Genomic DNA, 23467 nt, shown 5'->3' with positions numbered 1-23467 from the left:
GACCCTCAACCCGGCTCGGGGATGCCCAGGGGGAACTTGAACGATTCGGATGGAACGATCACTCGCAGGTCAAACCACCTGATCTGGGGTATTCCAGGCTTCCACCGTGGTCAACTTCCCCTTGGGGACTCGTGACCGCGCCCCTGGCCAATTCCGTGACCACGAAGCCTCAGAAGTAGAGGAAATCGCTGACCGTTCACAGGTGGGCACGTACGTGCCGGCCGAGGACCGTACCCAGGTACGTGCCGAGCCCGACCGGGAGCGTCTGGAGCGGTTGGCTCCGGCTCAGCGGGAGGCGCTGAAGCTGCTGCTGGACGGTCTGGATGGGCACTGGTCGCTCGACGGGCTGGCGTCGCTGGTGTACGGGGTGCCGAAGATCCAGGCAGGTCTGCCGCTGCACGCTCCGGCGTCTCCGGAGCTGAAAACCGCACAGCGGGAGCTTTTCGTGCTGCTGTACGAGCTGCTGGTGGGAAGGGACACCGGTCCCCGGCTTCCCACCCTGCTGCTGGCGCTCGGGGCGGACCGGATTCGGTCGCTCCTGACCGTCGCGCAGCCGGGGCGGCCGGGGGCGGTTGGCTCGGCCTCTTGACTGAAGAGGTCGAGGGCCGAGTCGGAGCGGGCTGCTCCGGCCCGGCCCTCGGTGTTGCATCACTCTGCCGGCCCGCGCCGACCCTCCGCGTTGGTTCAGATTGCCGGCCGAAGTCCGATACGGGTGAAGATCTCGTCTGCAGTCTCGGCCCCCTACTCATGGCCCGAAGAGCCTCATGGAGCGCGCGTTCTTCTCAAAGTCGAGCGAGTGTCGGCGACGGGTGAAACGAGGTTCTGGATCACTTTCCGTGCTGATCTGGCTGACCATCACCGACAGTGGCCGGGCCGGGTGCCGGTCACGCGGCGAGGAGCACACGCTTGCGCAGGAGATCCAGGCCCGCCCGGCCGAACATCTGCCGCTTCAGCATCTTGATCCGGTTCACCTGCCCCTCCACCGCACCCGAGCTGAACGGCATGACACGGCAGACTCAACCCCGCCACCACCGCCCCAAGATCAGAACCGATCCCGTTCACGAACGACACCAACTCGGGCACGTCGGTGCCCTTCACCTGATCGATCCAGCCAGCCAGCTGGTCGCGGCCGGTGCGGGCGGCCATCATCTCGGCGAAGGTCCGGACGTGGTCAGCGGTGGTATCGAGTTGGGGCAGCGGGCAAGGATGCCCTTGAGCTTGAGCGTCTTGTCCGGGGTGAGGCTGTCGGGGTGGCGGGTGATCCAGGAGGTCACGTCGCGGACCGAGGGCGGCCGGGTGGAACGGTCCTGCGGCTGGGCGCCGGAACGCAGGGGTCGCAGGTAGTCGCGCAAGACCGTCAGGCCGCCGGTGTAGCCGGCGGCCTTGATCTCGTCGAAGAGCGTCTTCGCGGTGGTGCAGCCCTCCTGCCACCGCTGGTGGAGGTAGGGCTTGTAGTCGTCCAGGACACTGGCGCGGCCCTGCCACTTGCCCGCGACGAGTTCCTCGGGGGCGGCGGCGCGGGCGAACCTGCGCACCGTGCCACGAGCCAGGCCCAGCCGACGGCTGATCTCCCACCGGGACAGACCCTGGTCGAGCAGGGCATGCACGGCATCGTGCCGGTCGCGGGTGCGGTCCGCGTATCGGTGAGCGCCCCGGTCCGCCTTCGCGGTCGCGGTGATCTTCTCCAGTTCGGCGAGGGCCGCCGCGGATTCCTCGGGAGTGGGGATGTGGGCCGGTTCGCGCAGCTGGGTGGAGTGTCGGGTGACGCAGCGTTCCACGGCTTCGGTGAGGTTGTGGAACAGGTGCCAGCGGTCCGCGACTTGGACCGCGTCCGGGGCGCCGAGGCGGGCGCCTTCGGCGTAGCCGATGGCGCGGTCGCGACAGATGACCTCGACGCCGGGGTGCTCGGTCAGCCAGCGGGCGAGCGTGGCGGCCTCGCGGTCGGGCAGAAGGTCGACGGGACGGCGGGTCTCGATGTTGATCAGCACGGTGCCGTAGACATGGCCCTTGCGCAGGGCGAAGTCGTCAACTCCGAGCACCCGTGGTGTCGTTGTCTGGGGGTCGGGCATCGCGCGGACCAGTCGCAGCAGGGTCGAGCGGCTGACTTTTGAGCTGAGCACGTCGGACAGTCTGGCGCCGGCTCGGCCGGCCAGCATCAGCGCCACCGTTTGCAGGATCGTGTGCAGCCTCAGGCTCCGCCGCCCGTGGCGGAAGGTGAGGCCGGCGACCTGCTCGACGAATGTCGCCCGGGGACACGACGTCGTGGGACAGCGGAAGCGCCGGACCTGCAGCTTCACGATCACCCGGCGACCACCGATTGCGGAGTCTGCCAAGCGGCGCTCGTAGCGGCTGTGGACCCGACGTGATCTGGCACCGCAGGCCGGACAGAGCGCCTCGGGCGCCCGCGCGCAGGCCGAGACGGTCACGGTATCGCCGCCGATCTCGATGTTCGCTATCTCCAGGTCGTCCAGGTCCGGGAGCAGGACTTCCTCAGCATCCAGGCCGTTCACGGTCAATGATCATCACGCACGTGGTGCCGTCCCAGCCGGAGAGCATCGAAAGTGATCACAAGTCGTTGGTGTCGTTCGTGAACGGAATCGGTTCTGATCTTGGGGCGGTGGTGGCGGGGTTGAGTCTGCCGTTCAGCTCGGGTGCGGTGGAGGGGCAGGTGAACCGGATCAAGATGCTGAAGCGGCAGATGTTCGGCCGGGCGGGCCTGGATCTCCTGCGCAAGCGTGTGCTCCTCGCCGCGTGACCGGCACCCGGCCCGGCCACTGTCGATGATGGTCAGCCAGATCAGCACGGGAAGTGATCCAGAACCTCGTTTCACCCGTCGCCGACACTTGGCCATGTTGCTCTTGATTCCCACCTGGTGCTGCTTCCTCCGGGCTTGCATCGCCCAGTCTCCAGGTGTCCAACCTCAAGGGGAAACTTCACTTCTCCGGTGCCCGGCATCCCGGACAGGTGCCAGGCGACGCCGGGATTTCGCGGTCTGTCCCCCACGCTCTGTCCTCGTCACTCGCTCCCTGCAGCGGCGAGGACAGCACGGCGCGTCAACACCCGGGCCAGGTGAGCCCGGTACTCGGGCGAGGTGCTCAGGTCGTACATCGCCGAGGTGCCCTCGGCCGCCGCCTCGGCGGCCCGCCCAACCGCCTCAGCAGTGGCGTCCGCACCGGCCAGCGCCACCTCGACTGTGGCCGCCCGCAGTGGGGTGGCGCCCATGTTGGTCAGCCCGACACGCGCCTCGGCGATACCGCCGTTCTCGCGACGTACCGCCACAGCCACGCCGACCAATGCGGGAGCCTGCGCGGAAAGACGGAACTTCTCGTAGTGGAAGCCCCAGCCCTCTCCCAGCTTGGGCACCCTGCACTCGACGAGCAGTTCGTCCGGCTTCAGCGCGGTCGTGAGGCAGTCGACGAAGAACTCGGCAGCCGGGATGGTGCGCCGCCCGCGCGGGCCCTCCGCCACCAGCTCGCCGTTCAGCACCAGCACCACCGGGGGCAGGTCGCCGGCCGGGTCGGCGTGGGCAAGTGAGCCCCCGAGGGTGCCGCGGTGGCGGACGGCGGGGTCGCCGACCGTCTCCGTCGCAGCGGCCAGCAGCGGGGCATGGCGGCGGACCAGCTCGTCGTGGATGACGTCGTGGTGGGTGGTCATGGCGCCGATGACGAGCGAGTCCGCCTCCTCCCAGACGCCGCGAAGCTGCGGCACCCGGTTCACGTCGACCACCAACTCCGCACGGGCGAGTCGCAGCCGCAGCATCGGCAGCAGGCTCTGGCCGCCGGCCAGCACCTTCGCCTCCTCGCCGCCCTCGGCCAGCACACGAACGGCCTCTCCAACGCTTGCTGGGCACGCATAGTCGAATACCGCGGGGAACACGCCACACCTTCCTGGTCCTGAGAGTCCTGCGCGGGCCGGACGCGCAACGCGCGTCGGGGCGCGGGGTCGCTACCATCTCCCGGACCAGCGGCATGAGTGTGCTCACCCAGCCGATCGGAGACGCTGATGCCGCCCATCCGGTCCCGCTGCCCCGCAACCATCCGGACGGCCCCGGCGGGCTGTGCCTTGCCGACCGCATCAGGGGCGGCCGACTCCGTGATGGTCATGCCAACGCTGCCTCACTGCTCGTGGCCGCTCCTCGTCCGGCTTCCAGCTCAGCAGCCGCGGCGAGCACGGCCTGAACGATGTTCTGGTAGCCGGTGCAACGGCAGAGGTTGCCCCGCAGCGCATGCCGGATCTCCTCCGGACGGGGATCAGGGTTGTGCCGCAGCAGATCGCGGGCGGCCATGATCATCCCCGGAGTGCAGTAACCGCACTGCAGGGCGTGCTGCTCGTGGAACGACCGCTGCAGCGGATGCAACTCGGTGCCCTGTGCGAGCCCCTCGATGGTGGTCACCTCACCGCCGTCCGCCTGGACCGCCAGGACCGAGCAGCTCTTGACGCTCAGCCCGTCCAGATCGACGGTGCACGCCCCGCAGTTGGCGGTGTCGCAGCCGATCGTGGTGCCGGTCAGGCCCAGCCGGTCTCGCAGGTACTGGACGAGGAGGAGCCGGGGTTCCACCTCGTCCTCGTACGTCGTGCCGTCGACGTTCACCGAAATGCGGTTCATGCGTACTCCCTTCAGTGCGGAGGAGCGCCACCAGAGTCGGCGCTCCGCGTCTCCGGGGCTCGACGCCCGGCGCGCAGGCTTCTCGCCCGCTCGGATCAGCGGAAGATGCCGTGCGGAGCAATGCGGCAGCGGTTCGCGGAGCGCCGCGGCCGTCTGCCCGAGGAGAGTGGGACCACAACGCGAACGCGGCCCTTCCGGAACGGATCAGCTCCCCAGCAGCTGTTCGAGACGGAGGGCCACCGTCTCCTCCCCCTCGGCCGTGAGCGCGCGGGGGTCCACCTCGAGCTGCCCGAGGTGCATTTTGAAGTCACGCAGGTAGATCGATGGGGTACTGCCGACCAACTCCTTGACCAGGCGCTCGGCGCTCCATCCGCTCGGATGTCCGTCGATGTCCATGAGCACCCGGAAGATGCCGCGCCCCGACTCGTCCTGGAGAACGCGGACGGGCAGCCCGGGAATCCTCTGCAACCGCTCGGCAAGCCGGGTCATCCGCGTGCGCTGAGCCTCTGCCCGCTCTTCGGCCGAGCCGGACGTGAATTCCTCAACAGCCTGCAGCAGTCCGAGGAGGTTCTCCTTCCCGACCTTCATCGGCCGGGCGATCCCGTTGTACTGAGCCCGGCAGGCTGCGATCAGATCCGCCTTGCCGCAGATGAAGCCCGACGTGGGAGCGCCCATCACCTTCGGACCGCTATAGATCACGAGGTCGGCACCGGAAGCCGCCCAACCGCGCAGGTCCTCCTCGCCCGCGGCGTCCACGATGACCGGCACGCCGCGCTCGCGGCCCATGGCGACCATCTCATCGAGGCCGACTCCCTTGCGGTGAACCGCATGGGTGGTTGACGTGACGTACACGAGCGCGGCGGTGCGCGGCGTGATCGCACCGGCGACATGCCCGGCCAAGGTTTCGTTGACGCCTCCCACCTCTACGGCCCACCCTCCGCCAAGGGCGATCATCTGGCCGATAGGGGCGCCGCCGTAGCTGATGGAGTGGCCCTTCTGCAGCACCACCTCGTTCCGCCGCCCACCGGCGTCAGGCAACCGCTGGACGCCGAGAAGGTCGGTGCCCACGATGCAGGCGGCGACGGAGATCGCCACACCCGCGGCCGCGCCGGTGGCCGGGCAGGCGGCGTCGGCACCGGTGGCCTTGGCCAGGAAGCGGCCGGCCGAGTCCCAGAACTGATCGACATTCACCTGGTGCCTGGCGGCGTTGGCCATTGCCGCGATGACGCCGTCGCTCAGGGTGCAGCTGCCCAGCGGGGTCGAATTGGCCTGTGCGCTCACCACGGGCGTGACCCCGAGGTCGCTGTAGTCCATGTTTGCTTCCCTATCTACGTGTCAGTCGGACTTGGGGTGGGCGAGCGGAAGCGGCTGCACTCAGTTCGCGGACAGCGCCTCGTCCAGCCATTCGGTGAACCCCGTCAGCGTGGTCTCGTACAGACGCTCCATGCGCCGGCCCGGTCGGTCCATGGCACCGGACTTCACTTCCTGCATCGCATCGGCCAAACTGCGGGCGTCCGGCTCCCGCAGCACGATGCCCAGCCCCTCCGCGACGACCAGCTCACCGGAGTGACCGAAAGGGTCGATGATCGTGGGTGTTCCATGCAGCCATGTGTCGCGCAGTCGCAGACGTGCCGTCGTCTCGTTCTCCGCCCCGGGCTGGGTGACGCACACGTAACCCAGTGCGGCCTTCAGGTACTGGTCGCGCTCGTCGAGCGCGAGGGGTTGATCGTTGAGGAACACGCGGTCGCCGACGCCCAGACGTTCGATCTCGTCGGCGACCTTCGCGAGGGTCGATCTGGTGTCCGCGATCGGGGAGGCGTACATGAAGGCGGCGGTGGTGTCGATGCCGCGTTCACGCAGCAGGTGAACGGCCTCGACCAGCATCGTCGGCTGGTAGAAGGCCCAGACACCGCCCGTCCAGAGGAACTCCGCCATCAGCACTGGCTCCACGGCATCGGCCGCCAGCAGGCTCCGCCGACTGAATCCGATCGGCACCGTGGTGATCAGGTGGTCCAGGGTCCGGGAGCGGGCTACGTCGCTCGGCCTGATCCGACCGAACGCGCACAGCGTCGACAGCAGAGACACTCGTTCGACCTGCGAGCGGCACAGGAAGTGGTGGGTCACCTGCAACTGGCGCCGGTACGTCATGAGGTACCGCTGGTGCTCACCCGTGGGATCGTCCTGTGCGAGCAGTGAGGGAAAGTCCAGATGCTCGATAGGAGCCCGGCACTCACCGATGATCAGCTTGCGTTGCGAGGCGGCGAGTTCCAACCGGTCGCGATCCGCGCTGTCGAAGAAGACGACGGCATCCGCTTCCCGGATCGCCTTCCTGGCCCCTGTCCCCGTATCGACAGTCTCGGCCTCGCCCAGGTCGATGGTGTCGGGCTCCGCTGAGACGATCACGCGCACCCGGTAGCGGTGGCTGAGGACTTGGGTAACTTCGGCGAGGCGCAGACCCACCCCGGCGACTCCGGTCCGGGACAGGGAGTAGGGACCCGCATCGATCACTAGGACGGGTTTGTCCGACATTTGCTGCGCTCCTTCCGATCATGGGGGCCACCGAATGTGTCGCCCCGGGGCTCAAGAGAAGTCGAAGTAGTACGGGACGCCGAGCTGATCGCGAATGCGCCGACTGCCGTTCCCGTCCGTGCGTCGGCCGGACCGGGCGTGTCCGAACTCCACGGCCACCGCCTCCACGGCGGACTCGCGACCGCCCAGGAAGGTCAGTTCGTTCAAGCCAAGCCGGAGCACCGGACCCGGAACAGCGGGAAGGTCGACCTGCACGTTCACCCTGATGCCGTGCTCGTACAACGCCTGCGAGAACCGGTCGGTCTCCGCGGCATCGCCGATCTTCACCCAGACCTGATGGTTCTCGGTGACATTGCCCCCGTCGTCGGTGATCACACCGAATCCATCCGCACTCAGGAGCTTTCCGAAGTACTGGGCATTGCTGATGACCTGTTCCGCGTAGGAACGACCGAAGTGCAGGAACTCCACAGCGGCGAAGCCCAGCGCGAGGGTCTCGGCGAAGTGGTGACTGCTGAGCATTCTGAACTGAGCCTCCCGGAGCCGACCTTCGAGCTCAGGACGGCGGGTGAACAGCACGCCCTTGTGCGGGCCGGGAAAGGTCTTGTGCGTGGATCCCCCCATCGTGTCGGCGCCGAAGTCGAGAGGGTTGTCCAGAGCGCCACCCAAGACCAACCCCAGGGTGTGGCTGCAGTCGACGTGCAGCAGCGTATCCGGGGAGTACGCTTCTATGAGGTTGGCCACCCTGGAAACCTGCAGCTCATGGCGACTGTTCTGGAGATCCAGGTAGACCAGCCGGGGCTTGAGCCGGCGCAGGCTGCGCTCCAGATCGGCCTCGTCGACCGCGCCCTCCGTCACCGCCAGCGTGACCGAGGCGAAGCCCAGTCGGCGGGCCGCATCCGCCGTCGCGTAATGGCCGCCGGACGCCTCATCGATGGACAGGACCGTACCGCCGGGCTCGCCGCCCAGGCCCGCCAGGGCAATCATCATGGCCGACATGCCGGATATGGGGCGCACATTGATATGGGGGGCGCGGCTGAGTTCGGCGAGGCTGTCGACAGCCGTTTCCGTCTCCAGCCGAGCTGCCGGCTCTCCCCCTCGAAACTGCCAGAAGTCCGGGTCGAGCATGCTGTTGAAGAAGTACCGATGGTAGTAATCGCTACTGAGGGGCAGGCGCGCCAGCGGAGACATCCGGTTCTCGCTGGGAACCAGATTCACTGCGCTCTCGGCAGTCGCCGCATGGCGGCCGAACTCCGTCAGGAGCCTGCGAAGCTCCGATGTTTCCTTCACCGTTGCGCCCCTTGCGTGTCTGAGGATTCTCTCGGTGCCACCCGCCCCACCACGAGGACGGGGACTGCGTCGTGACTCAGGCAGCCGTTCGACGCGGAGCGAGTTCGTACAGGGCCCGTACCAGGTGTCGGGGTTCGTCCGCGCTGTCCTGGTACGCCGTGCGGCCGTGCGAGACCCGGTCGTTGCGGAAGACGAGCGCCTCCCCACGCCCCAGAGCCACTCCGGTGCGGTAGCGCGGATCTTCCGCCGCCGCCCTGAGGAACCGCAGCCCGCACTCCAGAGCGCCCGTGGGATCGGCTGCATGGCCCCAGGCGCAGGTGTCGTTGTCCGTGAATCGTGTGATGAAGGACCCGTCCGCCTCGACTGAGAAGACCGGCCCCGTGGTGCTGGCTTCAACTCCGAGAATCGTGGCGCGGCGTTCCAGCGCCGTCGGAGCCACCAGGGCATCGGCAGCAGTGCTGTCAACGGACAGCAGCGCGTGGAAGGCCGCCACCGCGTTGAAGATCAGGGTCTCCCCGCCCGCGTCCGCCGGCCGCACGCAGTACAGAACGCTGGTCCTGATCCTGCCGAGATTGTCGAGCAGACCGTCCACATGCCAGGCCTGACCATCGGTCGTACTGAATCCGGGATGCCGGTCCGTCGCACTTCTCTGAATTTCGTGGTATTGACTGGAGTACTTCCTCGCGCTTTCCACCATGTAGAGGTCGGGGATCACGGGTTCCCCTAGCCCCAAGGCAGAGGAAATCCCCTTAATGGCCGCCTTCGGATGGTCAGCGGAAGCATCGGAGCCGACCACACAGAATCCGTTTTCCTCCAGGACCTCGAGGATCTCCTCGACCGCACCGTCACCGCAGATGTCGATCCTGCGTCTGGTGTCGGGCTTGCGATAGTCCGCCTGAATCTGCTTCAACTTATTACCCCTCAGGGATTACGGAACCGGGCGACAGCACCTCGACACCTGCTCATCCGATCCGGCGAGCCGCAGTAGGCACTCCCATTGGTAATTTTCCCGCACGTCAAGCCGCTGCGCTCTGTTCGTGGACGATGGCCAGAACGATGCGCGGACCACCACCGAGCCCTGGAGACGACACCCTGTACAGAATCCTCATTCCACTTGTCCCCGTCGTTCCGTGGTGCTCGGCTTCACACACGTCCCAGATCCTCAGCAGGTCGATTTGCCACGCCGGGGCAGAAATATCATCGTGGGATCAGGCGTGGAAGATCGCTCAAGTATCTTGATTGACCTGCCGTGGATTGTCCATCGGCTCTTCCACCCTGGCCGTCACGCCGACAACGGGCATTGGGCTCCTCCAGCTAGGAGTGTCAGCCGGCGGAACTGTCGTCGGTCCAGCCCTTGACCGCCCTCCACCACTGCGGGTGGTCCCGGTACCAGGCGACGGTGTCGGCGAGCCCCTCCTCGAAGCTGATCAGCGGGGCGTAGCCCAGCTCCTCCCGGATCTTCGTCTCGTCGATGGAGTACCGCAGGTCGTGTGCCTTCCGGCCGGCCACCGGCTGGATCATCTCCGCTCCGGCACCCAGGAGTTCGAGCAGCAGGTAGGTGAGCTCCAGGTTGCTGAGCTCGTCGCCGCCACCGATGTTGTAGATCTCGCCAGCCCGCCCGCGATCCAGGACCAGGGCGACGCCCCGGCAGTGGTCATCCACGTGCAGCCACTCGCGCACGTTGCGGCCATCGCCGTACTGCGGGACTTGCCGGCCCTCCAGCAGGTTGGTGATGAAGAGCGGGATCACCTTCTCCGGGTGCTGGTGGGGCCCGTAGTTGTTGGAACAGCGGGTGATCGAGACGTTCATGCCGTGGCTGCACCAGTAGACGCGGGCAACCAGGTCGGATGCGGCCTTGGACGCGGCGTAGGGCGAGTTGGGCAGCAACGGCAGGTCCTCCGTCCAGGAGCCCTCGGCGATCGAGCCGTACACCTCGTCGGTGGAGACGTGCACGACCCGGCCGACGCCGGCGGCGACGGCGTCGTAGAGGACCTGGGTGCCGAGGACGTTGGTGCGGAAGAACTCGGTCGCGCCCTCCAGCGAGCGGTCGACGTGCGACTCGGCGGCGAAGTGCAACACGGCGTCGTGGCCGGGCAGTAGTTCCCGCAGCAAGGCGGCGTCGCCGATGTCGCCTTGGACAAACTCCAGGCGCCCGTCGGCGGCGGGCAGGTTGTCACGGTTACCCGCGTAGGTGAGCTTGTCGAGGGCGGTGACCCGGGCTCCCTCCCAGCCCGGGTAGGCATCCGCCAACAGTTGGCGGACGAAGTGCGAGCCGATGAACCCGGCGGCGCCGGTGACCAGGATCCGCTTCACGCCGCCACCTCCACCCGGGTCTGGTCGCCGACGACCAGCCGGACGTGCTCGCCGCCCTGGGCCACGGTGCCGACCGAGGCGGAGCGACCGATCAGTGAGTGGCGAAGGTCCCGCACGCCGGTCAGAGAGACACCGTCCAGGACGATGGAGTCCTGCAACCGGGTGCCCGTCACCACGCAGTCGCGGCCCACCCAGGCGTACGGACCGAGTCGGCTGTCGACGACCACCGAGTCGGCGCCGATGACGACCGGCCCGGTGATCCGGAGGCGACGATCCGCGCGCCCGGCTCCACGACGACCTCCCCGATCAGCTCGCTGGCCTCATCCACCTGGCCCGCGACCGAGCGCCGCTCCGCGTCCAGCAGGTGCCGGTTGCACTCCAGCACGTCCTCGACCCGGCCGGTGTCCTTCCAGTAGCCGTCGTAGGTGTGAGCGCGGACCTCGGCACCGGAGTTCAGCAGCCACTCGACCGCGTCGGTGATCTCCAGTTCGCCGCGCGGGCCCGGACGGATCGCCGCCACGGCCTCGTGCACGGCCGCGGTGAAGAAGTACACCCCGCACAGGGCGAGGTCGCTGCGCGGCTCCCGGGGCTTCTCGAGAAGACCCACCACCTCCCCGTCCGGACCGAGTTCGACTACCCCGAAGCCACGCGGGTCGGCGACCCTTTGGACCAGCACCTGGGCAGCCGGGTGACGGCCGGCGAACTCCTCCCCCGCGGCCCGTATGCCGTTCGGGAGCATGATGTCGCCGAGGTACATCACGAAGTCGTCGTTGCCGAGGAAGTCCCGGGCGACCGCCACCGTGTGGGCCAGGCCGCGCGGGGCGTCCTGCCGCAGACAGGTGACGCGCGCGCCGAAGCCGGAACCGTCGCCGACGACGGCCTCGATGTCGGCGACGCGGTCGTTGAAAACGACGCCGATCTCGGTGACGCCCAGGTCCCGGATGTTGCACAGGACGTGGACGAGCACCGGCGTGTTGGCGAGCGGAATGAGCTGCTTGGGCATCGAGTAGCTGAAGGGGCGCAGGCGCGTGCCCGATCCGCCTGTCAGCACCAGCGCCTTCATGGGCTCAACTTTCTTCTCGGACGGTGTCCTGAGGCTGCGGACCGGCGTTCGCCGGCTCCCGCTCAGAGCAGGCAGGCCATCAGGCTTCGGGCTTCGACATTGACGTAGTAACCGGAGCGGATGAGCCGGTTGAGGAGGCCCAGGGAGACCCAGCGGTAGTTGTCCGGTGCGTCGACCATGTGGTCCTCGGGGACGTTCACAACGAGATGCCTGGTGTCCGCCCGCGAGAAGCGACCACCGTCTTCGGACTGCACGTTGTCCACCTGGATCCAGGATTCCGGCGGCTTCAGGTAGTCCGCCAGCGGAGGCAGGTCATGTGGTCCGGAGTTGTTCGCCGGGGCGAGTTGAACGGTGGCGGCGAGTTCCAGCCGATCGATGGAGCCGGGTTGGACCATCGCCTGGACGAGGAACCTGAGGTCGCCGGAGCGGCGCTGGCAGAGGAACGCGACGGTGTTCCCGGGCTTGGGTTCGAGCATCGGCTGCGACCAGGTGCTGACTTCCCGACTCGTCGCCGTGACCGACTGGCCGACGATGTCGAAGTACCGCCCCTCCCGGTGCCGGATCCCGTCCTCGTCGCAGGTCCAGTCCCGCAGGTCGCGCAAACTGACCCGCCTGACGTCCAGGTTGAACGTCGCCTTCTGGTCGATGAGCCAGCTCATGACGGCGGAGACCTCGGCGTCCGACCGCTGCGTGCGGTGTGATCCGACCACCTGGGAGTGGAAGTCGGAACCGAGCTGACCGGCCCCGCCGCGACCGTCGGCCAACGCGTACGAAATGCACGCCAGTACGGTGCGCGCGTTCATGTTCACGCGGTTCCCCAGCGCCAGTTGACGCCGTAGCTGGCCCAGGGTCATCCAAACGAAGTCGTCGCCCACGGCGACGTCCTCGTCGGCGGGGATCTCCACGATCATGTTCCGGTTCCGTTTGTGCAGGTACCAGGAAGCGTGTTCGGAGAGGAGTTGGTCGAACACGATCCGCCGGCCGTTAGAGTGGAGGAAGTAGTCGAGGTAGGGGGTGGACCTGCCCCGGTGGACCCGCTGGTAGTTGCTCGGGGTCGCCTGGACGGTTGCCGAGTACTGGACCAGGGCGCTGTTCCCGGGCTCCATCTTCGCCTGCATCAGGAAGTGCAGGATCCCGTTGATTCGCTTGACCAGGATGCCCAGGATTCCTATCTCGGACTGGACGATGATGGGTTGGAACCACTGCGGCACCGGGCCGAAGTCCGTCTGCACGGCGAGCCCCTCGATCGCGAAGAAGCGCCCGGAGACGTGTGCGAGGCGATCGTCGAGGCGCCAGTCCGCCAGAGCCCCCAGCGGCACCCGGTCCACTCTGTAGGAAGAGGCCGCCGACCGTTCCCTGAGAAAGAGGTCAGGATCGGAGGTCTCCGGACTGCTCAAGGCCAGGGAGGATGTCAGGAAACCGTCGGAGTCAAGGGCCCCGGTCGACATGCAGTCAGTACCTTCGCTTGCGTGAATGGCGGAGTGGCTCACAGCGCCGGGTCCGCTGCGGACGATTCCCAGCGCCGCCCGGCGGGCCCGGAGCGCGCGATGGTGTCGGCCATCAGGTCGATGCCGACATCCGGGGGACGAGGCTCGAAGGCGACCAGCGTGCGGAGCAGTGATACATCGGTCACCAGCCGACCCACATCCGTGTTCGAAGTGGGGCCGGTCACGACGGGGATCTCGGATTTCATGGCGACAGAGACCCTCTCGAGCACCTGGGAAATCGAGTACCCGACTCCGGAACCGACGTTGATCACCTCTGGTGGCTCGATGCCATCGCACACCAGGTCGAGTGCGGCTTGAACGAAGTCGTCCACGTGGATGAAGTCCCGGATCTGGCGTCCGTCGCCGTACAGCCTGAACGGCTCGCCCGTCAATGCGCTCCGGAAGGCCGCAGAAATCACGCCCTGTCCTCGCGAACTGGGCAGCAGCCGTCCGTAGATGTTCGCGCAGCGCAGGGAATGGGTACGGAGCCCGTGGACCCTCCGGTAGTAGCTCAGGTAGTGCTCACCGGTGAGTCGTGACATTCCGTACGGAGAGGTCGGCTCTCCGAGGTCCGACTCCTTCTTCGGAACCGCTCCCGGGCTGTAGACGGCGCCAGCCGAGGACAAGAACACTATTCTTGTCGCGGTAGGAGAGCTGCGCACCGCTTCGCAGATGGGGATCAACAACGACAGGGTGCCGATCGCATCGGCCGATGGTTCGATCGATGAGGGGACGGGGAACCGTCCGCCGGCGGCGACGAAGATGACGTCCACGCCGTTCTCGATGATCCCCGGGATGTGGTCTGCGCCGCTGCCAATGATGAGTCGGTTTCCGCTAGACGTGAATTCGCCGTCCGACAGGGAGAACGGGTCGGAGTGGCCGACAACGGTCACTTCGCAGCCACGGTGCACGGCGCCGCGGCCGAGAGCGCTGCCGAGGAAGCCGGCTCCGACTATGGCGATGTGCGTCATTTCCGCCTCCCTTTCCGACAGCGTTCTCTGATGGGACGGGGTGCCCTGATGGTTCGTGGGATGTTCGCTTGCTGCCGTCCCCGCTCCTACTGCGGCGCCAATGGTCTCTGAAGCCCCGTCATTTTCTCGTCGCATCCGTCGGCCTGTCCATCGGCTCTTGTGCCTAGGCTGCCGCGCCGAGTTGGTGGGCGGTGCACCGCCGGGTCACGGCCGAGCCGCCACCCGGTCGTCCCGGCCGCCAGCGTCCAGCCGCAGGTCCACCCCTGCCGCATCGGGATGCCGCTCGTGGCGCAGGCTGCGGACCAGCTGCTCGTCAATCCCGGGCATGTCTCACACAGGTGTCTTCCGTCACGGGTTCCGCCGTCGGCGGAACCCGACGGGGAGCTACGGTAGTGCGGCAGCCCGGACCAGGCGGTCGAGCGTCCGGGCGTCGCTGATCAGTGGATCGTCGAATTCCCTCGAACCGGCGTCGATGGCTCCCAGAACCCATGACAGGAAGATCTCCAGGCTGTCCGAGCGGTTGATTCGCCGCACCTCGTGCTGCTCGCCGAACGTGACCTCCAGCTCCGCCGTCATGTCAGGGGGAATGGAGAAGGCGCGCTCGATCCCGGCGGTGAAACCGGGGCCAGCCAAGCGGAGGCAGTTCTGGTACAGCGTGGTGAAGCCGAAGTGCCCAGTCACCGCCCTGCCGCCGGGGTAGCCCGCGAGCACACTGTACGAGGTGTCCAGACCGTCGGCGGAGCGATTCCCCACGACGACGCTCAGCCGCTCCGGTTCCACTCCCCACAGCACTCGGCCCAACGAGGCGAAGTACGGCCCGGTGTCCATCAGGGCCCCGCCACCCTTCCGTCGGTCGTACCGGAAGTCGCCCGGCGGAACCGGTGGTGTGAACACCGCTGCCGCGGTCATGCCCTCCGTACCCAGCTCGTCGAACACCGACCTGACGGCTTCAAATACGGGATGGAAGCTGTAGCAGACGGCTTCCGCCACGACGAGGCCAGATGATCGGGCCACCGTGAGGACTTCCTCAACCACCGCCAGGCTCAGCAGTCCTGGCTTGTCGACGACCACATGGTTTCCGGTATCCAACGCATGGCGCACAACCGTCGCATGCTCGCTGTTGGTCGTGGAGACGTAGACCAGCCCGGGGCGATTCCGCTCCAAGGCCTCGCGCCAGTCACTATGCAGGAGGCCGAACTTCGGCAGATGTCGGACGTCCTGCGCACGGGCGTGCGCACTAGCGATGTCCAGCCTGTCGATCCGCTCCAGCGCGGCCACAGCCGGCAGGACCCGCCGCTGGGCGAATCTCGACATACCGATCAGGAGTAGGTTCATGGCCCCTCGGGTCGATGGTCAACTCGGACGTAAATATGTCGGGTTGGGACGGAAGCCCAGCTCCCGCGTCGAGCGGCGGCGACATTCCTCTTGCCTGCGGACGAACGGCCTTCGTTCCACGTCGTCCTCAGGTGCTGTAAGCAGCCGCTTGGATTCCGTACAGGTCGGCGTAGCGGCCTCCGTTGAGGGCGCTCAGCTCGGCGTGGGTGCCGGACTCGACCAGTCGGCCCCGGTCGAGGACGAGGATCAGGTCGGCGCCGGTCACTGTGGAGAAACGGTGCGAGACAATCACGGTAACCGCCCCGGTGCTCTTGGCGAGTTGACGTGCGCGTCCCATCTGGCGCTCGAAGATGGCATGCTCGCTGGGGGCGTCGAGGGAGGCCGTGGGCTCGTCCAGCACGAAGAGCAGTGGCTCGCCCCGCATGACGGCACGCGCGAGCGCGACCCTCTGCCACTGCCCCTCGGAGAGATCGACGCCGCCGAGCTCGCGCCCGAGTTGGGTGTCCATGCCCTGTGGCAGGCACTTCACGATGTCCGTGGCGTCGGCCTCCCGCACCGCGCGTGCGATGCGCTCGTGGTCGGTCAGGTGCGGCAGGTCGCCGAGACCGACGCCCTCGGCGAACGTCGTCTCCAGGCGTCCGAAGTCCTGGAACGCGGCGCTGATGTGCGAGCGCCAGTCAGCGGTGTCGAGGTCGGCGAGGTCCGTGCCGTCGACGGTGATCCGGCCCTCGTCCGGCCGGTAGAACTTGGCGAGGAGCTTTACCAGGGTGGTCTTGCCCGATCCGTACTCACCGACGATCGCGACCACTGTCCCCGCTGGAATGCGGACGCTGACATCATCGAGGGCCAGGCGGTCGGTGCCGGGGTAGCTGTAGGAGACGTGCTCGAAGGCGATACCTTGGTCCAGCCGGCTGGGGGCGGGAATGGTGCCGACCGTACGGGCCGTCTCGGCGGCGGCGTACGCCCTCAGCCAGAAGTACGACTCGATGGCCGTCCTTGTCGCAAGCGTGCTCTCCGTGCGACCAACCACCTGCTGCACAGTCTGCCGCAGGCCGGACGCAACGGTTACGGCCATCACCACATCGCCCGCGGTGCCTCGGCCATGCGCTGCCTGGTAGGCGACAAGAGCGAGCGTTCCGACGTACCCGCAGGCGAAGACCGCCCAGCCGCCGAACTTGCTCCCCGCAGCACGCATCCGGGCCCGGTAGCGCAGGTGCGCCACCTCGTCCCAGGCTGCAGCCTGCCTGCGGACGAGTTCCTCGCCGGCGCCCGCTACGCGGATGTCCTTGCCGCTGTCGGCGCGGGTGCCGAGTTGGAAGAGGTGGCGCTGTAGCCGGAAAGCCTCGGCGGTCGCCGTCTCGGCATCCAGCACGGCTTGCTTCCCGCGGTGGTCAAACCACAGCGGGACCGCGGCAAAGAGGAGGAGGAACAGCAGCCAAGGGCTCACGGCGCCCAGGATGAGGAGCATGAGGCCCAGCTGTAGCCCGGAGCGGACGGCCATGACCAACTGCCATGGGCTCATGCAGATCTGCCAGCTGTGGTCACGCGCTCCCTCCAACCTGTCCAGGAAGTCGGTGCGCTCCATGTGGTCCAGGCCCTCGATCCCGGCGATCCAACCGTGGATCTGCGGACGCAACTCCCCGTTCGTCTTGTCCAACAGCAGTTGGAACAGGTCCCACGTCGTCTGCTGGAGCGTCACGGTCACGCCGTAACAGACGGCCGCGACGCAGGCCGCCGCCACGGCCGTGCCCAGCGTGCCGTGGGCGCTGGCGTCGATCACCGCACGCAGCGACAGGGCGATCCCGGCGGCGGCTGCGATGGTCAGTGCGCAGACACCGATCATCGCAGCCGTCGCGGCCGGAGCCCGCCGCCACGAGATCCTCAGCAGCTCGTACCACAAGGCCAGGTAGCGCCTCACAACAGTTCGTCTTCCTCGATCGCGTGCCGGTGGCCGTGTTGGAAGCGCTCCGCCTGGATCGCGAACATCCTGGCGTAGCTGCCGCCAAGTGCGACCAGCTCGTCGTGGCTGCCGGATTCAGTGATCCGGCCGCCGTCGAGCAGCACGATCCGGTCAGCCTGTCGCACCGTGGACAGACGGTGGGAGATCAGCACGACACCGGCCGCGTTGCGCTGTTCGGCCAGCCGCCGGAAGACTTCGAACTCGGTGCGGACGTCCAGGTGGGCGGTCGGCTCGTCGAGGACGAGCAGCTCCGCGCCCGTACGCAACGCGTACAGCGCCCGGGTCAGCACGACCTGCTGCCACTGGCCACCGGACAAATCCACGCCGCCCGTGCGCGAGCGTGCCAGCGGCGTCTCCCAGCCGTCGGGAAGGCGATCAAGAACCGGTTGCAGTCCCGCATCCTGGGCCGCCGCCTCCAATACGGCCGGATCCGGTACACCGGGCCGGCCGAGAGTGACGTTGTCCGCTGCTGACAGCTGGTACTTGACGAAATCCTGGAAGACGACGGATATCCGCTCCCGCCATGCTTCGGCTCCCAGCTCGGACAGGTCCTGGCCCTCGCCGACGAGGATGCGCCCGCTGGTCGGGTCGTACAGTCCGGCGAGCAGTTTGATGAGAGTTGACTTGCCTGCCCCGTTGAGGCCGACGATGGCGAGCAGCTCGCCGGAGCGGATCTCCAGGTCGAGTCCGTCGAGCACGGCATGTGTCGTCCCCGGGTAGGTGAAACCGACTTGCTCGAAACGGACAGGACTGTAGGACCGGGTACGGGCCGGGGCCGCGGGAAGCGGGTGCCGGGTGTGCTTCCCGAAGAGCCCGGCCAACTCGTCATATGCCGTGAGGGCCTCGAGCCCGGACAGCCGGGTCAGGGCGCTGTCTCCCGACCCGAACATCGTGAACAACGACGCTCCAGCCGCCAACACCGCAGTCTCCGTTGCGATCGAGCCATGTCCGTTCACTGTTCCCGCCGCCACGGCCGTGATCGCGAGCAGCAAGGAGGGTGCCACCAGTAGGGGAATCCACAGCTGACCACGGATGTGGCGTTTCCACAAGGCGAACATGGGCTCGCTGCGGGCCACGTGAAGCCGCGAGAGCCTCCGCACCGCCCAGTCGCCGAATCCGAAGACCCGCAGGTCCTTGCCCACTCCCCCCGAGGTCAGCATTTCCTGCCAGCGGTCTGCCCTCAGAAGCTCACCGAGCTGGGCCCGCCAGAGCATGACGGACTCCAACCGTTGGCGGTAGCGCAGCCGGACACAGGCCAGCGAGGGAATCAACAGCAACGGCACCAGCCACCAGGAGAACTGAGCGACTACCAGGCAGGCTGCGGCGGCTCCTGCGGCATCCGCCGCCTGATCAAGCTCCGCCAGGGCGGCCTGCCCCGGCGTGCGTTGCGTGTAATCGTCAGGGTCGGCCTTGGCCTGCCGAATCAGCTGCTGTGCCTCGGGGCGCTCCAGGACGTCAACAGTCGGACTGCTCGCCACCAAGCGGGTCACGGCCACGCGATGTGCCCCGTCGATCCGCTGCTGCGTCAGATAGGCCAAGGGTTCGACGAATGTCTCCGCCGCATGACTCACGAACAGCACCGCACCGAACGCGGCCAGCGGCACCAGCATGGTGCTGAAGGACTTGGTACCGTGCACCGTAAGCCGGCTCATGAGCAATCCCACCACCATGGCAGTGGCTGCCGGAATCATCCTTTGGGTCAGCCGCATCACGGTGACGGCAGCCGCGATTCCCTTTCCTGCCGACCACAGCAACCCAAGCAGACGAGGCGTGTTTCCCATTCGGTATCCTTTCGACCTCGGCGCCACCCCGATTCGGAGCGCTGCGCTCGTCAGCGCCCGGCCAGGAGGCAAGCCAATTCCCGCACGCTCGACTCCTCGATGTCCCGGAGGAATGAAATGATCTCACTCCTTGAGAGTACGGCCGTGTCTGCGCGCAGGAACGTCATGACTTTCTTGCGACTGCCATGCGCCCTGAGGTAGAACCTTCGACCGATCCGGTCTTGCGACGTCCCGAGCACGCGAATGATCCGGGTATCTGCGCGGATCGAACTGATGAGGTCCAACGCTGCCCGCGAGTCCAGCCCAGCAATCTGGGGTTCGATCCCAGAAGTTTCGAGCGGCATGACATTGATGTTGCACGAAAGATCCACACTCCTCTCCCGCTCCTGCTCGATCTGTGCGACGGCAACCGCTACTTGAGCTGGATCATGTTTGGCTGCGGCGTATGCCGGAACGGCGGCGCACCAAGTGCGTCTCACCAATTCCCGAAGGTCTGCGGAAGTGACATCGATCGTTATTGGAGAATCCTGGGCAACGGACCCGGTGGCATTCATTTCTGCTGGGGTGATACGGTTGTGGCACCACGCCAGGAAGAATGCCTTCTTTTCTCCACCTATCCCAGCGAGCAGCGCAGCGGCTATGGCCAGAAAAACTGTCTCCTGACTGGCGCGAAGCTCGCGCGACAGAAAATAGAGGGCTACGGCCAGGGCTTCCGACTCAATGTACACCTCCACAAATCGAGAAGGCTCCGGAGCGAGTGCTCGCCCCCGGAACATATCAACCGGAGCATCCACAAGCTGCCGCCTCCAGTACCGCATGGATCTTTCGGATACCATCCGGCCCGCGGCGCCCCGCTCATGTTCTGCATAGTCCAGGGGATGCATTCTAGACGAAAGGGGAGTCGAGTCAACTGCCATTGCGGGCGCCGCGAGAAGCCGTTCCGTTTCTCTCGCAATGTTCTGCATGTCCCAACCGTCCGCCGCCATGTGAAAGACGGCTATCACAAGATATCGAGGCCGCCCGTCACTCGTGACGATTGCGGCCCGAAATGGAAAGTCATCCAGCACGAAAGGCTTGCGCTGGAATTCGGCCGCAAGATCGACGGCCACGGAGCCCGCCTCGCCGGCCGGCACGGAGTACTCTGCGACCTCGATGCTCCCCTCCGCCGGAACATGCTGATACGGCTCACCCGCGGCGGAAATCGGGTAAATTGTGCGCAGAGGCTCCCGGCGCTGCAGGAGTACTTGCAGGCCGACCAAGACGTCGGCCAAGCTTGTTGGTTCTGGAATGTCGATGATCTGACGCATATTGAACTGAACATGCTCGGGAGCAAACCACTTCGCCTCGGCCCATATGCATTTCTGCCCCCAGGTCAGGGGGGCATCGCCGGTTCGACCGCCAGTGAATCGAACTTCATGAATCGCCACAGGGCCTCCCCGTATCGCTCTTCTACTAGCCGACACCCGATTCATTATCGCTTGCCAAGGCGTAAATAAGCCGCCCCACGTGTCGAACGCGACCGATAGGCGGTCCTGACGCATGAACGTCAGTCGTCGATCGCCTGGTAGGCGGCCCTCCAGAACTCAAGGGAGATCGGCAGGCCCCTCCACTCCGTCCGCTGGAGGATGAGGATCGTCGTCATGTCCGCGACGGGGTCGTTGATCCAGGTGCTGCCGTACTTCCCGTACCATCCGTAGCTCCCAGCGGAGGGGCCGAGGCGCGCCGACCTAGTGCGGACCGACATCCCGAAACCCCAGCCGTATTCCTTGAAGAACGACCCCGGCACGAATCTGGAGAGCGCTTTCTGTGTCAGCGTCAGGTGGTTGCTCGTCATCAGTGCTACCGATGGCCGCGAGAGCACTCGCTCGCCATGGAGCAGGGCCGAGGCGAAGGCAAGGTAGTCGTCGCCGGTCGACAGGAGCCCGCTGGCGGGCGCCTTGAACGTCGGCGGCCGTCTCCAGCGCCCGTCGGGACCGTCTTCGACGACGAGCGCGCCGGTGACTCCGTCGGGCTGGTACGCGGTCGCCAGGCGGCCGGCGCTCTCGCCGGCCACGGTGAAGACGGTGTCCTTCATCCCGAGGGGCTCGCAGAGCCGTTCGCGCAGGGCATCCCCCAGGGACATGCCGGTGGCGCGAGCAATGAGCAGGCCCGTCACCGTGGGGCCGGCGTTGTACATGAACCGCTCACCCGGCTGGTAGACGAGCGGTAGCTCGCCGAGCCGGCGAATCCACTCGTCCAGCGACGGTTCGGGATCGCCCGGGACCTGCGTGTGCCCGAGCGCATCGAGCGCATCCGAGATCGGCACCGTCCCCGGCTGGGCGATTGCCGTGCCGGTGACAACCACGCCGGTGCCGAGGCGGCAGGTGAGCAGATCCCGCAGGGTTATCGGGCGCTCCGCCGGGACGGTGTCATTCAGTGGCCCGCTCGGATCAGCGAGCACCTTCATGTCCGCCAGTTCCGGGAGGTGCGCGTCGACGGGGTCGTCGAGGCGCAGCGTGCCGTCTTCGACGAGCGTCATCGCGCAGGCGGCGACGACCGGCTTCGTCATCGATGCGATGCGGCAGATCGTGTCAGCTGCCATCACTTTCCTCGAGCCTGCACCTTCGAAGGCCAGATGGCCCCTTGCCTCGATGTGGACCTCACCGCGCCGGGCAAGGACGGCAACCACCCCCGAGCCGTGGCCGGCGTCGACGTAGCGCTCGAGCACGTCCCGCACGCGGGCCAGCCGTTTGGATGAGAAGCCGCCTGTGGTCACTCTTTCCTCCTTCTCATCGCCGCCGCCGTCACGCCGTCCGCGCCGCAGACCCGATCCGCTTCAGTCGCCGAGCCGAGTGCAGACCGACCCGTTCCACGCGCTCCGCCTGCGCTCGGCATCACCTGGAGATCGCCAGCGGAATCACGGCGTCGAGCCCGGCCCGGTGCGTCCCTCAGGCCATGACATGGCAGCGTTCAATGCCCAGTCAGATGCAACAGCGGGGGCTTTTCTCAGGCTATGAGGGTATCGGCGCGTTCCACAAGTGGCCGGTGCTCCAGGGTCGAAGAGCCGGTCGACAGCGTCTCCGATCAGCCGGGATCATCCGTTTCTCGACAGCTTTTGCCTGCGGACAAGGGAGCATCGGGCCTTGAAGACTCCGGTTATTGACTGCACTTCGCACCAGGAGCGACTCCTCGCCCTCGCCTCCGCCCTCCCGAGGGTTCCGCGCGCGGACGTCTACGCCTTCCTGGAGGCGGCGAATGTACAGGCAGACAAGCTCCCGGAAGAAATCGCCACAGCCTTGGACGAGTTCAACACCGAAGGCAATCAGCACGGCTACCTTCTCCTGAAGGGCCTTCCGGTTGAGCCGGACGACGAACTGGCGCCGACACCCCGCTCGACACCCACGCCAGAGGACCGTCAGCTCCTGAACATGGAGGCGATGCTCGCCATCGCCGGACGCCGACTCGGACTCCACACCGCCTACGACCAGGGATACGGCAACCGCCGCTCGCGCACGGTCCTCCATGAGCTGTACCCCACCCCACAGGCCCACCCCCTCTCGGGCGAGACCTCCACGATCCAGCTCGAATTCCACTCGGACCTGTCCCACCACGCGCTCCAGCCGAGCTACATCGTGCTCGCCTGCTCCCGAGGCGACCACGAGGGCAAGGCCGCGACCCTCATCGGCTCGATCCGCAAGGCCTTGCCCCTGCTCAGCGATGAGGTGAAGGATCACCTGTTCGACCGCAAGCTCCGCCGCCCCGTCGGAATCGGCTTCCGCGACCAGATCGAGGATCCGAATGCCATGACCTACGTCAAGCCGCTGTACGGCGACAGGGACGATCCATACCTCGGGTACGACCGCTCCGTCCTGACAGCCGAGGACCAGGCCGACAAGGCGGCACTGGAAGCGCTGGCCGACGCGCTCGACAGCACGGCCGAAGCGGTCCACCTGGGCGCCGGCGACCTGCTGGTCATCGACAACCTGCGAACCGCCCACGCACGCACACCGTTTGAGGCGCGTTGGGACGGCAAGGACCGTTGGCTCCACCGCGCCTACGTCCGCACCAGCCGCAACGGCCAGCTCACCGGCGGCGAACGGGCCGGAGACGTGGTCGACTTCATTCCCCGCCGGTAAAGCGCCAGACGCCGGGGCGA

At 66.9% G+C, this 23467-nt stretch carries 20 protein-coding genes and 1 pseudogene; 3 read left to right on the top strand and 18 right to left on the bottom strand.

Going from position 1 to position 23467, the window contains the following annotated elements; all coding sequences use genetic code 11:
* Window positions 1–190: 190 nt before the first annotated feature.
* Window positions 191–589, top strand: a pseudogene (locus tag P3T27_RS29080) (lysine--tRNA ligase); the annotation flags it as partial.
* A 556-nt stretch (window positions 590–1145) separates the two neighbouring features.
* On the opposite strand, the gene P3T27_RS29075 reads toward P3T27_RS29080, so the two are convergent.
* Entirely contained in the window at window positions 1146–2510 is a 1365-nt protein-coding gene (locus tag P3T27_RS29075) for an ISL3 family transposase (protein WP_280683759.1), read from the bottom strand.
* A gap of 5 nt (window positions 2511–2515) precedes the next feature.
* Between P3T27_RS29075 and P3T27_RS29070 the strand changes: the two genes are divergently transcribed.
* On the top strand, window positions 2516–2755 hold the full coding sequence (locus P3T27_RS29070) for a hypothetical protein (RefSeq protein ID WP_280683929.1): 240 nt from the start codon (window positions 2516–2518) through the stop codon (window positions 2753–2755).
* A 260-nt stretch (window positions 2756–3015) separates the two neighbouring features.
* Here the strand turns inward: P3T27_RS29070 and P3T27_RS29065 are convergent, their stop codons facing one another.
* The 17 genes from P3T27_RS29065 to P3T27_RS28990 form a co-directional block, all read right to left on the bottom strand.
* Window positions 3016–3876: a xanthine dehydrogenase family protein subunit M gene (locus P3T27_RS29065; RefSeq protein ID WP_280683757.1), complete on the bottom strand. Its 861-nt coding sequence runs from the start codon at window positions 3874–3876 to the stop codon at window positions 3016–3018.
* A 223-nt stretch (window positions 3877–4099) separates the two neighbouring features.
* Window positions 4100–4606 (bottom strand): 2Fe-2S iron-sulfur cluster-binding protein, encoded by a 507-nt coding sequence (locus tag P3T27_RS29060; RefSeq protein ID WP_280683755.1) that lies wholly within the window; start codon window positions 4604–4606, stop codon window positions 4100–4102.
* A 204-nt stretch (window positions 4607–4810) separates the two neighbouring features.
* On the bottom strand, window positions 4811–5920 hold the full coding sequence (locus tag P3T27_RS29055; protein WP_280683754.1) for a hypothetical protein: 1110 nt from the start codon (window positions 5918–5920) through the stop codon (window positions 4811–4813).
* Between the two features lie 60 nt (window positions 5921–5980).
* The gene (locus tag P3T27_RS29050) at window positions 5981–7135 is read right to left on the bottom strand and encodes a hypothetical protein (RefSeq protein WP_280683749.1); all 1155 of its coding nucleotides are present in this window, start codon (window positions 7133–7135) and stop codon (window positions 5981–5983) included.
* 51 nt (window positions 7136–7186) lie between these two features.
* Window positions 7187–8422 (bottom strand): hypothetical protein, encoded by a 1236-nt coding sequence (locus tag P3T27_RS29045; RefSeq protein ID WP_280683747.1) that lies wholly within the window; start codon window positions 8420–8422, stop codon window positions 7187–7189.
* A gap of 76 nt (window positions 8423–8498) precedes the next feature.
* Window positions 8499–9332 (bottom strand): TauD/TfdA family dioxygenase, encoded by an 834-nt coding sequence (locus tag P3T27_RS29040; protein WP_280683746.1) that lies wholly within the window; start codon window positions 9330–9332, stop codon window positions 8499–8501.
* Window positions 9333–9745: 413 nt separating this feature from the next.
* Window positions 9746–10735: a dTDP-glucose 4,6-dehydratase gene (gene rfbB, locus P3T27_RS29035; protein ID WP_280683745.1), complete on the bottom strand. Its 990-nt coding sequence runs from the start codon at window positions 10733–10735 to the stop codon at window positions 9746–9748.
* Window positions 10732–10911, bottom strand: coding sequence for a hypothetical protein (locus tag P3T27_RS41050; RefSeq protein ID WP_348534146.1), 180 nt, complete (start codon window positions 10909–10911; stop codon window positions 10732–10734). Before P3T27_RS41050 ends, rfbB begins: the two co-directional genes overlap by 4 nt.
* Window positions 10905–11798, bottom strand: coding sequence for a sugar phosphate nucleotidyltransferase (locus tag P3T27_RS29030; RefSeq protein ID WP_348534145.1), 894 nt, complete (start codon window positions 11796–11798; stop codon window positions 10905–10907). The genes P3T27_RS41050 and P3T27_RS29030 overlap by 7 nt, the downstream gene beginning before the upstream one ends.
* Before the next feature lie 62 nt (window positions 11799–11860).
* Window positions 11861–13246, bottom strand: coding sequence for an NDP-hexose 2,3-dehydratase family protein (locus P3T27_RS29025; RefSeq protein WP_280683923.1), 1386 nt, complete (start codon window positions 13244–13246; stop codon window positions 11861–11863).
* 38 nt (window positions 13247–13284) lie between these two features.
* Window positions 13285–14256, bottom strand: a complete 972-nt coding sequence (locus tag P3T27_RS29020) for an NAD-dependent epimerase/dehydratase family protein (protein WP_280683743.1) — start codon at window positions 14254–14256, stop codon at window positions 13285–13287.
* Between the two features lie 204 nt (window positions 14257–14460).
* The gene (locus P3T27_RS29015) at window positions 14461–14583 is read right to left on the bottom strand and encodes a hypothetical protein (protein WP_280683741.1); all 123 of its coding nucleotides are present in this window, start codon (window positions 14581–14583) and stop codon (window positions 14461–14463) included.
* 57 nt (window positions 14584–14640) lie between these two features.
* Window positions 14641–15591, bottom strand: a complete 951-nt coding sequence (locus tag P3T27_RS29010; protein ID WP_280683740.1) for a Gfo/Idh/MocA family oxidoreductase — start codon at window positions 15589–15591, stop codon at window positions 14641–14643.
* A gap of 127 nt (window positions 15592–15718) precedes the next feature.
* Complete coding sequence (locus P3T27_RS29005; protein ID WP_280683738.1) at window positions 15719–17509, bottom strand: ABC transporter ATP-binding protein; 1791 nt, start codon at window positions 17507–17509, stop codon at window positions 15719–15721.
* Window positions 17506–19332, bottom strand: a complete 1827-nt coding sequence (locus P3T27_RS29000; RefSeq protein WP_280683737.1) for an ABC transporter ATP-binding protein — start codon at window positions 19330–19332, stop codon at window positions 17506–17508. The genes P3T27_RS29005 and P3T27_RS29000 overlap by 4 nt, the downstream gene beginning before the upstream one ends.
* 50 nt (window positions 19333–19382) lie before the next feature.
* The gene (locus P3T27_RS28995) at window positions 19383–20759 is read right to left on the bottom strand and encodes a condensation domain-containing protein (protein ID WP_280683735.1); all 1377 of its coding nucleotides are present in this window, start codon (window positions 20757–20759) and stop codon (window positions 19383–19385) included.
* Window positions 20760–20878: 119 nt separating this feature from the next.
* A complete protein-coding gene (locus P3T27_RS28990) occupies window positions 20879–22087 on the bottom strand; it encodes a serine hydrolase domain-containing protein (protein WP_280683731.1) in 1209 nt (402 codons plus the stop codon).
* Between the two features lie 367 nt (window positions 22088–22454).
* Here P3T27_RS28990 and cs1 point away from each other — a divergent pair, with 367 nt between their 5' ends.
* Window positions 22455–23447, top strand: a complete 993-nt coding sequence (gene cs1, locus P3T27_RS28985) for a clavaminate synthase Cs1 (RefSeq protein WP_280683729.1) — start codon at window positions 22455–22457, stop codon at window positions 23445–23447.
* Window positions 23448–23467 lie beyond the last annotated feature (20 nt).

Origin of the sequence: Kitasatospora sp. MAA19, from assembly GCF_029894125.1 — a bacterium.
Classification (GTDB): domain Bacteria; phylum Actinomycetota; class Actinomycetes; order Streptomycetales; family Streptomycetaceae; genus Kitasatospora.
This window is presented reverse-complemented; position numbering and strand designations above follow the sequence as displayed.

Bases quoted from the DNA above. Each gene is read 5' to 3' on its own strand.
- P3T27_RS29070 (WP_280683929.1), top strand. From the start codon at position 2,516: ATGATCATCACGCACGTGGTGCCGTCCCAGCCGGAGAGCATCGAAAGT.
- P3T27_RS29060 (WP_280683755.1), bottom strand. From the start codon at position 4,606: ATGAACCGCATTTCGGTGAACGTCGACGGCACGACGTACGAGGACGAG.
- P3T27_RS29055 (WP_280683754.1), bottom strand. From the start codon at position 5,920: ATGGACTACAGCGACCTCGGGGTCACGCCCGTGGTGAGCGCACAGGCC.
- P3T27_RS29050 (WP_280683749.1), bottom strand. From the start codon at position 7,135: ATGTCGGACAAACCCGTCCTAGTGATCGATGCGGGTCCCTACTCCCTG.
- P3T27_RS29030 (WP_348534145.1), bottom strand. From the start codon at position 11,798: ATGAAGGCGCTGGTGCTGACAGGCGGATCGGGCACGCGCCTGCGCCCC.
- P3T27_RS29025 (WP_280683923.1), bottom strand. From the start codon at position 13,246: ATGTCGACCGGGGCCCTTGACTCCGACGGTTTCCTGACATCCTCCCTG.
- P3T27_RS29020 (WP_280683743.1), bottom strand. From the start codon at position 14,256: ATGACGCACATCGCCATAGTCGGAGCCGGCTTCCTCGGCAGCGCTCTC.
- P3T27_RS29015 (WP_280683741.1), bottom strand. From the start codon at position 14,583: ATGCCCGGGATTGACGAGCAGCTGGTCCGCAGCCTGCGCCACGAGCGG.
- P3T27_RS29010 (WP_280683740.1), bottom strand. From the start codon at position 15,591: ATGAACCTACTCCTGATCGGTATGTCGAGATTCGCCCAGCGGCGGGTC.
- P3T27_RS29000 (WP_280683737.1), bottom strand. From the start codon at position 19,332: ATGGGAAACACGCCTCGTCTGCTTGGGTTGCTGTGGTCGGCAGGAAAG.